The sequence below is a fragment of the Levilactobacillus mulengensis genome (assembly GCF_003946045.1).
Classification (GTDB): domain Bacteria; phylum Bacillota; class Bacilli; order Lactobacillales; family Lactobacillaceae; genus Levilactobacillus; species Levilactobacillus mulengensis.
This window is the reverse complement of record NZ_RHNW01000004.1, coordinates 205,709-215,930: the sequence shown is the minus strand read 5'-3', so window position 1 is coordinate 215,930 and position 10,222 is coordinate 205,709. Positions and strand designations below refer to the sequence as shown.

The 10,222-nt window shown below is 50.6% G+C and carries 8 protein-coding genes and 1 other annotated feature; of the genes, 2 read left to right on the top strand and 6 right to left on the bottom strand.

The window, feature by feature from the left end:
* Positions 1-568: 568 nt before the first annotated feature.
* A complete protein-coding gene (gene tyrS / locus EKM84_RS06210; RefSeq protein WP_125764797.1) occupies positions 569-1,828 on the bottom strand; it encodes a tyrosine--tRNA ligase in 1,260 nt (419 codons plus the stop codon).
* Between the two features lie 56 nt (positions 1,829-1,884).
* Positions 1,885-2,083: a binding site (T-box leader), on the bottom strand.
* Positions 2,084-2,157: 74 nt separating this feature from the next.
* A complete protein-coding gene (locus EKM84_RS06205; protein WP_125764794.1) occupies positions 2,158-3,525 on the bottom strand; it encodes an Nramp family divalent metal transporter in 1,368 nt (455 codons plus the stop codon).
* A 203-nt stretch (positions 3,526-3,728) separates the two neighbouring features.
* Here EKM84_RS06205 and EKM84_RS06200 point away from each other — a divergent pair, with 203 nt between their 5' ends.
* Complete coding sequence (locus tag EKM84_RS06200) at positions 3,729-3,956, top strand: hypothetical protein (RefSeq protein ID WP_125764792.1); 228 nt, start codon at positions 3,729-3,731, stop codon at positions 3,954-3,956.
* Between the two features lie 35 nt (positions 3,957-3,991).
* Here EKM84_RS06200 and EKM84_RS06195 read toward each other — a convergent pair whose 3' ends face one another.
* The 4 genes from EKM84_RS06195 to EKM84_RS06180 all read right to left on the bottom strand — a co-directional run bounded on the left by EKM84_RS06195 (position 3,992) and on the right by EKM84_RS06180 (position 8,787).
* Positions 3,992-4,369: a MarR family winged helix-turn-helix transcriptional regulator gene (locus tag EKM84_RS06195; RefSeq protein WP_125764790.1), complete on the bottom strand. Its 378-nt coding sequence runs from the start codon at positions 4,367-4,369 to the stop codon at positions 3,992-3,994.
* A 480-nt stretch (positions 4,370-4,849) separates the two neighbouring features.
* Complete coding sequence (locus tag EKM84_RS06190) at positions 4,850-6,211, bottom strand: DUF2252 domain-containing protein (RefSeq protein ID WP_125764788.1); 1,362 nt, start codon at positions 6,209-6,211, stop codon at positions 4,850-4,852.
* A gap of 775 nt (positions 6,212-6,986) precedes the next feature.
* Complete coding sequence (locus tag EKM84_RS06185; protein WP_125764786.1) at positions 6,987-8,456, bottom strand: helix-turn-helix domain-containing protein; 1,470 nt, start codon at positions 8,454-8,456, stop codon at positions 6,987-6,989.
* An 88-nt stretch (positions 8,457-8,544) separates the two neighbouring features.
* Positions 8,545-8,787, bottom strand: coding sequence for a hypothetical protein (locus EKM84_RS06180; protein WP_125764784.1), 243 nt, complete (start codon positions 8,785-8,787; stop codon positions 8,545-8,547).
* A gap of 217 nt (positions 8,788-9,004) precedes the next feature.
* Here EKM84_RS06180 and EKM84_RS06175 point away from each other — a divergent pair, with 217 nt between their 5' ends.
* The gene (locus EKM84_RS06175; protein ID WP_125764782.1) at positions 9,005-10,222 is read left to right on the top strand and encodes a glycosyltransferase; all 1,218 of its coding nucleotides are present in this window, start codon (positions 9,005-9,007) and stop codon (positions 10,220-10,222) included.

Below are 10,222 nucleotides of genomic sequence, written 5' to 3'. Positions count from 1 at the left end.
TGATGCTTGAATAGCTCATCGATTGTTGTTACTTTATTTGTTATAAAAGCGAATTGACTTCGCAAATATTGTTTGGGTTTGATACCAAGTATCAAACCGCCCTACACATATTTGGTTTGTCGAAACAATGTTCAGTTTTCAAAGGTCTACCAGTTATCTGCTCCCGCAGACAACTTAATCATCATATCATTTAACTGATTTGATGTCAACAAGAAGTTTGATTTAACAACGTTTCTCGTTGATGGCTGCTTCCAACGAAGCAACTTAATTAATATATCATTTTGTCGTCATGCTTGTCAACAACTATTTTCAATCATTTAAATTGGTCTAGTTGGTTAATCGCCGTGACAACGTATATAACTATACCAACCACAGCCCACCCCGTCAACTAAAAACTGAAAATAAAACGATCTTTTTTCAAAGGCATATCTTATGATTGAAAGCTTCCAAATAGTTACCTGACGGCCGTGTGTTTCCTGATTTTCGACTAGCGACCGTTCGTCTTTATTTTGACGACAAAAAAGCACGCGCAATCCAATCGACTGCGCGTGCTTCATTATTTTAGCAATTAAGCTTCAACTCGAACCAAGAAGTAACGCTTCTTGCCCCGACGAACGATCACAAACTTACCATCAAAGGCACTGGTTGGATCAATATCGATATCCGTTGCCGTGACCTTTTCACCATTGATGCGAATGGCACCGTTAGTTAAGTCTTCCCGTGCTTGACGGCGAGAGGATTCAATCTTCGTGTCATCAACTAACCATTCAACGATGTTCTTCTGATCAGCGTTAACCGTGACGGAAGGCATCTTCTTGAAACCTTGTTCGATTTCACTAGCCGTCAGGTCAGCAACATCCCCAGAGAAGAGGGCCTTGGTAATGTGTTGGGCTTCCGCAACCGCGTCTTCACCGTGAACAAACGCCGTGACTTCTTCAGCCAAACGGGTTTGGGCCAAACGCTTTTCTGGATGCGTCGCAACCGCGTCTTCCAGTTCTTTGATTTCATCTTGGCTCAGGAACGTAAAGTACTTCAAGAACTTCACGACATCCCGGTCATCCGTGTTGATCCAGAATTGGTAGAACTCGTAAGGTGAGGTCTTTTCTGGGTCTAACCAGATATTGCCGCCTTCGGACTTCCCAAATTTGGTTCCATCAGCCTTCAACAGTAATGGAATCGTTAAACCGTAAGCCTTGGCATCTGCACCCTCTTGCTTATGGATGAGATCAATACCGGCCGTGATGTTTCCCCACTGGTCAGCCCCACCAATTTGCAGTTGAACATCTTCTGCTTGGTACAAATGAAGGAAGTCGATGGATTGCAAGATTTGGTAAGTGAATTCCGTGTAAGAAATCCCGACTTCAAGCCGTGAAGCGACAACTTCCTTATTTAACATGTTGTTCACGTTGAACAGCTTCCCGTAATCGCGCAAGAAGTCTAATAAGGAAACCTTTGAAAGCCAGTCATAGTTGTTCACAATTTTGAAGGACCCGTCTTGACCGAAGAGGTGTTCCATCTGCTTCGTCAAGCAGTCTTGATTGTGGCGAACTTGGTCCATGGTTTGTAAGACCCGTTCAGCCTTCTTACCTGAAGGATCACCGATTGACCCGGTGGCCCCACCAATCACGATGTATGGCCGGTGACCGGCTAATTGGAATCGTTTCAAAATCATGAAGGGAATCAAGTGACCAATGTGCATGGAGTCCCCGGTTGGGTCAATCCCTGCGTACAGACCAACGGCCTTTTCGTTGACCAAGTCGCCTAAACCATTTTCATCAGTCTGTTGGTTAATGGCGCCGCGCCATTTCAATTCATCAATAATCGACATATTTCGTTCCTCCTAAATTAGCTACAACATAAAAAAAGTCCCCAATGGCTAATGCCATCAGGGACGAATTAAAATCCGCGTTACCACCCAAGTTGTTGTCAATCGACAACCGCTCGCCATCGTTAACGGAATGACCCGCCGGAAAATCCGGCCGCTCCACAGCGTAATTCGTGAACACGGACGTTCTGACTCTCAGCACCGTCAGATCTCTTGACCGGAGCCGCCCTCACTACTGAACTGTTTCTTAGCTTATGCCCTTGATGATACCGGGCGCGCACCGAAAAGTCAATAGACGGCTGCGGTTTTACCCATCAGGCGCTAAGAAGGCTCTAAAATAAGTCCTTAATCGTGGTCAGTACAATTTGGATATTGAGAATCGTTAAAACAATCGTACAAGTCCACGCCAGTACCGTCACCCAGCGTTTGTTGACCCACTGTTCCCCCATGATCTTCTTGGAGGAGGTAAAGATGGTCAACGGAATCATTGAGAACGGCAGCGCAATCGACAGGAAGACCTGTGAGTTCACCAGCAGGTTATCCAGCGCGCGTTCGCTCCCGCCGTAGAAGACGGTCGCGATAATCACAGGCACCACGGAAATCAACCGGGTAACCAATCGCCGGACCCACAACGGAATCTTCATATTAATGAAGCCTTCCATGATGACTTGTCCCGTTAGCGTTCCCGTAATCGTGGAGTTCTGCCCGGAAGCCAGTAAGGCCACCGCAAACAGCGTGGATAAGACGGGTGACGCCACGGCGCCCGCCAGATGGTTATCCTGTAAAGCCGCGTACAGGTTACCGAACGTCCCCAACTGATCCGTCCCCTTGCCAAAGAACATCGCTGCCCCCAGCAAAAGTAACAGACAGTTGATCACAAACGCGCCAAATAATTGAATGTTAGAATCCCAAGTCGTGAATTTCACGGCCCGCGCCATTTCAGCCGGGTCTTCCCGGTCAAACTTCCGGGTCTGTGAAATGGAAGAATGTAAATACAGGTTATGTGGCATCACGGTTGCCCCCACAATCCCTAAGGCCATCGTCAATTGCCCCGGATGCACAATTTCTGGGCGAGGAATGAAGTTGGCAACGGCCGCGCCCATGTTGGGCTGGGCAATGATGACTTCGTAGGCGAAGACCACCAGAATCACCGTAATCAGGCATAAGACGATTGCTTCAATTTTACGGAAACCCAGCTTAGTTAATAACAATAGTAATAAAACGTCAAAAACGGTCAAGGAAACCCCGAGAATCAGGGGAACTCCAAACAACAGTTGCAAGGCGATTGCGCCCCCGATAACTTCCGCAATATCCGTTGCCATAATCGCTAGTTCTGTCATGACCCACAAAACGGCACCGATGCGTTTAGTGGTATGGGCCCGTGTCGCTTGGGCCAAGTCCATCTGCGTCACAATGCCCAGTTTAGCCGCCATGTATTGCAATAGCATCGCGATTAAACTCGAAATCAAGATGACGGACATTAACAGGTAACCGTACTGTGCACCCCCACCGATTGAGGTCACCCAGTTCCCCGGATCCATGTAACCCACGGCAACTAACGCCCCTGGACCAGAGAAGGCCAGGAGGTTCTTTAAGAAGCCTTTTTCCTTTGGAATCGTCACGGTCCCATTAATTTCTTGTAATGACGGGCCGTTCGCGTAACCAGTCAAGCTGGTCTTCGTTGAAACGTTGTCTGTCATGTTTTTCAACTCCCCTATCTCTATGATATCCCACTATTATACTGGCTGGCCGGCGATTGTAAAGCCTTTTTTAACTGAGCCTAACTTTAAATTTATATTACCCATTAAAATAATAATCCCTAAAATACCAAATTTTCTTGTATTTTCACGAGTCTTGGTCGATAATAATCTTTCAAAGAAATTTTCAGAAAGTGGTGACCTTGATGTCAAATACCAAAGTATTTATTGAAATTCTTGCGCCAATCTTTATTGCCATTCTGGTATTAGCCGGATTGGCCGCCCTCCTCACTTGGCAATTAAGTCCGGTCGTCGTTGGCCTCACCGGACTCGGTGCCGGTGGCTTACTCGTCGTTATGCTCAGTGGCCTGCTGGCAGACAGCTGGACCCATCGTCAGGCGCAACAACTTCACGAACAAACAAAAAATCGGTAAGCCCACGCGGGTCTACCGATTTTTCTCTATGTAAATTAGCCAAACTCACGCGTGGTGCCACGTAGTTCCGTCAACGTTTGGTCAAGAATCTCGGGCAACTGCTGCTCGATCAGTGCGAGCTTCTCTTCCCCTAGCTTGGTCAGGCCCAAGTACCGCCGACGTCGATCATTCGGCGCCACTCGCTGTTTCAAGTAACCGCGTTTACATAGGTCGACGACTAGATTTGACGTGCGCGTTGCCGAGAAGCCCAATCTCTGGGCCACCTGCGCCACGGACAAATGCTCGGCCGCTACGTAACTCATCAACTGACACTGCGGCAGATTCACCGCCAGCCCCGTTAGCGGTTGATTATAACACTGCGTGACTAAGCTGTAGATTTGCGTTAGCTGCTGCAGCTGTTCCTGATTCGCCATACTCCCCACTTCCTTCTCCACATTTGATGGTTTTCTTAATAGATGCTGACTTTCGTTCCACAGGACAGTAAAAATAGAGGGTGGTGCTGTCCGTTCCCGTCAGCGGGTTCAAGGTGCCCTGCTGTGGGGCACGGTTCCAGCCTGCGGGACGGTCTTCCACCTCGTCTTGAAGCCTCGCTAAAGACCGCGAGTCTCCAAGGCCGTCCCATGTTCTAAACTGAGAAGATCACTCAGTTAAGAACACCGACACAGCTAAGCACCTTGACCCGCCTCTGGTCACTCACATTGACCGCTCATTCTCACTGACCTAAAAACTAACCAGCATATTGCACTCATCAAATGGCTCATTTACCGATAAACCTATGACTGTTGATTGGAAGAATTCCCAAAACTGTGGGGATCCCAATGCAGTTAGATGCACCTATATCAGTAATGTATCCGCTTACATTATACCACGCACCACAGCATCGTGGTGGACGATTATGCCAGACGGTAACTAACGAAAGATTGGTAATCCTTTTGGACCTGCTCCGCGTATGCCCAGGCGAAATCTGCCAGGGACTCGTCGAACTGCTTGCCGTTGCCTAGGTAGCCGCGAATCATGGCTGCGGTTGGGCTTTGGCAGTGTGCAATGGCTAGTGTCCAGGCGCAGGTGTTGGCGTACGTTTGGAATTGGTCCCAGTCTAACTGCGTTAAGTCGACAGATTCCTTCATATCTCGGAATTGCCGCACGTAGAAGCTCTGTTCGGCGCCGGCGAAATACCCCAGGAAGGGATCAGAGGCGGACTGTAAAATCTTTTGACAGTCGACGATTCGTTCGCCTTCCGTTTGTTCCAGGGCCACCGTGATGTGGGTGGCTTGTTGGCTCCCTTTGCGCCGCGTTGGCAAGGCTTCCTTCACCTGGAGAACCAGGTGTGACCCATCGATGCTGGTCAACAAGACCAGGTAACACCGCGAGCCAAAACTACCGACACCCACACTGTGCCGAACCACATCCGTGATGTGATACTGCGACAGTAGGAGGTTCACGTCGGGGCGCAACGTTTGGCGGTAAGCAGAGAAGTAAGCCGCAATGTGGCTCGTGAAGTCATCGGCCACGTGGGTCGTCCGTGGGGCATTTTCCCGAAAACACAGGTTGCCCCGCACATCGAGCGTCGTAAACTTACGGACCACTTGCTCGGAGTCCCGCTTGTTGGCACGACCCACGATGGACGTCAGTAGTTTGGAACTGTCCTCGTCCAACGCACTCGCCTGCACCAGCTTCTCCACTTCATTCATGGGGTAAAAGCGGTTCAGCGTGGTTTGCGCAAACATCTGCTTGATGCTCTTGCGGTAACTAGCCGCCACCATTGGCAAGAGTTGCTTTAATTTTTTATCCTTGAAATCGTTGGCTTGCCCCGCCAGTAATACACTCACCAGCAGGCGTTTCAAATCCCACTCCCACGGGTTGATACCCGCCTCGTCAAAGTCGTTCAGATCAAATAACAATCGGCGTTCTGGAGACGCATAAAACCCGAAGTTCCCGATGTGTGCATCCCCACAAATAAAGGTCGCAATCGTGGAATCCGGCTGGGCACTCAAATCGGCTTCCATCAGTTCGGCCGTCCCCCGGAAAAAGGCAAACGCTGAGGCCCCCATCCGCTGCGTCCGTTCCGGTAAGAGTTCCGGAATCAAAAGCTGGCGAATACGGTCCATCATCTGATTGCTATCCCGATCCGTTGGCGTGTAGGACCCTAACTGTTCAAACGGCACCTGCATCCGCGCCGCCTTCCCCATCCGCCGAAGCTCATCGATGGTTTTGTTGACCTGGACCCGTCCCGTACTAAATGCTGCTGGCGTCATGGCGCCACCTCCCGTTACTAATTGACTCCTATTCTACCGCATTTTGGTGAATTCTGATACGACGTAAAAAAGAGTGGGACAACGGGCGGTTAGCTGGCGAGCATTAAGGCTGATAACCGAATAACCCTGGTCTTGGATTGTTTGGTCATCGGGTTTAAGCGGAACCGGCTGCCTGTTGTTCCACGTTTCGCCCAGATAAAATGGCCTAACAAAAGGGCCCGGTTTTGCTCCCAGGCCCTTGGTTTAGGTAAACTCAGTTGACTGCGTAAAATCTTTCTTGGTCAATAGAATTAAACGGCACGACCGTTGCCACTAGCCCACCAATTAGCTGCCTACAGATTCAAGAATTAAATCAATTTACTCTCATTAAAGTAGCAAAATAGGTCAAATTGTAAAAAGATACTGAAGTTGCCAATGTAACTTGTGTGTTATAGACACTCCATACCAACGCAATCTGGCCACAAGAAACCAACTACCGCACAATGACTGGGCTCAGTCGATGTTAGCCGCAGGGCTGGTGAAACTGGGCCAGTCGCAGAAGTGACCAGAGGCGCGCCAAGGCGCCCGGCTGTGTCGGTGGTCTTGGCTGGGGTAATTTCCCAGCCTAGCCCACGGGGCAACCTTTGAGACCGCCTTTTGGCTCAAAGTTGAGGTGGAAGCCCGCTTCTCAGGCTGGAACCGACCCCATAGCAGGGCCCCTTGAGCGCGCCGGCGGGAGCGGACACGACCAGGCCCATTTTCACCAGCCCGGAGGCGAATACAAAGACCAACACCGTCATTCTGGGCGGTTGTCGAAGTTGAGGGCGAAGATGGACAGCTCGTGGTGCCGCAGCTTCCGAATCAGCCGGTCCAAGTTCTCCCCATAGGCCAGCTCCTTGACCCAATGAAACGCCTCCACCTGATGTTGCTCCGCAAACTCCTTGGCCAACGGGTCAACGCCATAGACGACCAGATATTTATCCCGGTCATCCGGATCAATCCGGGTCTCGTTCGTTAGCAGACTCAGGTGGACCACCCCGCTCAGCAAGCGATTAAAGATGTCGGTGGTCACGCCGATCATGTCGTAGGTCACCAAGATTTCCACCTTGGCGGCCGTCAGGGTCAGGCCGTTCGTGTACTTACTTAAAAATTTCTGCACCAGCCGCAGGTCCATGGGGCCAACTTGGCCGGGATAGAGTTTGCCCATTTCCTTAGCAATCTCGCGGGCCGCAGCCGTTGAGGTCGGCGTTGGTTGATACAGCGCGGTGATTTCTGGTCGCAGCAACGGGTCAACGCGGAACAGCAACATAAATTGACATAGTGAGAATAGCCAATTGGCGAACCAATTTTTCCCGGTCGCAAAATCAGCCAGCGTCGCAATCCCGGGTGCTAACTGATAATCCCCGTGACTTTGCCGGAGGCCCCGATAAAGTCGCGCCAAGGCGGCCGGTCGCAAAGCCCGGACAAAATAAGGCGAACTGGTCACCAAGTAATCTAGCGTGGCCAACTCGGTCAAGGCCTGCAGCGGCGTGTCCCCCAATCTTTCCTGGAAGAGCTCCGCCAGTGGCCGTAAGTCCGTCAGATGCCCCAGCGGCAAGCGTAATTTGCGATAACGGTGGCCCTGACCCAATCGCAGAAGCGCGACGGTCATCATCAGTTCCCGGCGACGTTGCAGACTAGGCGAGTCCTGATACAGCCCCGACGTCGTGTAGGTCCGCGCAATGGCCGTTTCCAGCGGTTGCAGGTCCTCAGACAACCTAGGCAGCTCCGTGATTGGTGTCAACGTTGACGTCAACACCATGAAATAAAACAGCTGAATCAACGCCTCGTTGCCGGTCATCCCCATCGGCTTGACCGCCATCTGCAAATTATACTGGGACAGCTCGTCACGCAGCGGCCGCATTTGCCGGTTAAAGGTTGACGAACTGATGCCGTGTTCCTGACAGAAGGCTTGCAGTGACAAATCCGGTTGCCTAAGCGTTGCTAGCAAGGCCTGGTACGGAATACTCTGTTGATACAACCAGTGACGGTAGGTATCCATGCTGACAGTGGTGACCAACGTATCCTTCGTCAGCACCGCCGTTTGATCCAAGGCCGTTAAGTCTTCTCGCAAGCTCAAGACAACGTGGTAGGCCCGCGAATAACTCAGGTCGACCAACGTGGCGAAGTCCGTTAGGCTAAAGGCCCCATGATGATCCCGAATAAACGTTAGTAACCGAATTTTTAAAATAGCGCGATCATTTAAAATGGCAAAATCAATTTTCAACGCGCTCTCCCCCTTGTACTTAATATGGCGAAAGCCCCTGAGCCGCGGGAATACTCTCCCACCGACTCAGGGGCAATCACGGATAAATCTAATCGATACTGGTCACAGTAACGCCCTGTTCATCAAATTTCGCTAAAGTTTCTTTCAGAATAATCCGGGCATCGTCGTAACGAATGCCTGGGAGGATCGTGCTGACAAAGTTTCCCGTGAGTTGACCGGCAACGACTTCTGGTGAAACGCGGACGTCTTGGCCCTTGTCCGTGGACAACGTCACGCTCTCGCCCTCAGTCAGCCGTTCAATCAATGGTAGAATCGGCATTTCCTGCATCATTTTGCTCACCCTTTCTCTTTCAATTCCACCTATATTTTACCACGGCGACCGGTAACTAGTGTTCAACACCGCTCGCAACCGGCAGCTTTCAAAATTTAATTTATGAAAGGTTAGGATTTCGTCATTTTTCATTTTAACCTTTATTTTCAATCCCTAGCTGTGGTATGCTGATAGCCGCTAATTAATAAGGTTAAATTCTAGGGGAGAATAATAAGTTATGTGGTTTAACAAGCTAAATGCCGCTTTCGTGATCGGGTATCCAATCTTTGTTTCCATCATTTGGATCACGGGTTGTCTGTTTTCTGGGCTATTTCGCCGACGTCAGTCCCGAACTCTCTTAAACGAGAAGACGGCACCTTTCGTCTCGATCCTAGTCCCATCCCACAACGAAGCGGAGACTCTACAAGCCGCCGTCCGTTCTTTAGCAGAATTAAACTATGAACGATACGAGCTGGTACTCATCGACGACTGTAGCAGCGATAATACGCTAAGTGTTATGGCAGAATTGAAACAACAATGGGCTAACATCGCCATCACCATTGTGGCTTTGCCCGTCAATCAAGGCAAGGCGAATGCCCTAAACGAAGGGCTTAAGGCCGCTAAGGGAGACTACATCATCGGCATCGATGCCGATAGTTTACTGGCACCCGACGCCGTTACGCAACTGATGACCACGCTGACCTCACAGCCCGATTACGGTGCCGTGACCGGGAAGCCCGTCGTTCGTAATCGCTCCAACTTACTGAGTCGCCTCCAACTGTTGGAATACATCGGCGTGATCGACCTCATCAAGAAGGCCCAGGCCTACCTGACCGGTTCGATTACCACCGTTTCTGGGGTCATCGTGGCCTTTCGCCGCGCGGCCTTAGAGGATGTGGGCGGCTGGAATCCGGCCGTCATGACCGAAGATATTGATATCACCTGGCGGATGTACCGTCACCACTGGCGCGTTGCCTACGAACCACGCGCGATGTGCTGGATTCTGGTTCCTGAACGTTTACGGGGACTATTGAAGCAACGCCAGCGGTGGTCACGGGGTGGTTTGGAAGTTCTGGTAACTAACTGGCGTGGCTTCTACCGTAATCCTTGGGGCCAACGTTTCCTGCTATTAGAGACCGTTGTCAGCAACCTGTGGGCCATTTCCACGGCACTCAGTGTCCTGATTTACAGCATTAAATTGCTGTTCTTGCACGATTTATCACTAGATGGCAACTTGCTGATCATTCTGCTGTGTCTGAGCGGTATTCAATTTACCGTCGGCTTTCTGGCTTCCCAAATGACCGCGCGACTCGCTGGCCCAGAACTACTGCTAGTGCCCATTTACGTGCTCTACTACTGGATGGTCAATCTGGTCAGCTGTCTGTCCGCTATCGCATCTTACTTCGTTAGTCCGCAACGCAAGGGGACCTGGCGTAGTCCAGACCGGGGGTTATAA

Bases quoted from the DNA above. Each gene is read 5' to 3' on its own strand.
- EKM84_RS06175 (WP_125764782.1), top strand. From the start codon at position 9,005: ATGTGGTTTAACAAGCTAAATGCCGCTTTCGTGATCGGGTATCCAATC.
- EKM84_RS06205 (WP_125764794.1), bottom strand. From the start codon at position 3,525: ATGACAGACAACGTTTCAACGAAGACCAGCTTGACTGGTTACGCGAAC.
- EKM84_RS06190 (WP_125764788.1), bottom strand. From the start codon at position 6,211: ATGACGCCAGCAGCATTTAGTACGGGACGGGTCCAGGTCAACAAAACC.
- EKM84_RS06195 (WP_125764790.1), bottom strand. From the start codon at position 4,369: ATGGCGAATCAGGAACAGCTGCAGCAGCTAACGCAAATCTACAGCTTA.
- EKM84_RS06180 (WP_125764784.1), bottom strand. From the start codon at position 8,787: ATGATGCAGGAAATGCCGATTCTACCATTGATTGAACGGCTGACTGAG.
- tyrS (WP_125764797.1), bottom strand. From the start codon at position 1,828: ATGTCGATTATTGATGAATTGAAATGGCGCGGCGCCATTAACCAACAG.
- EKM84_RS06200 (WP_125764792.1), top strand. From the start codon at position 3,729: ATGTCAAATACCAAAGTATTTATTGAAATTCTTGCGCCAATCTTTATT.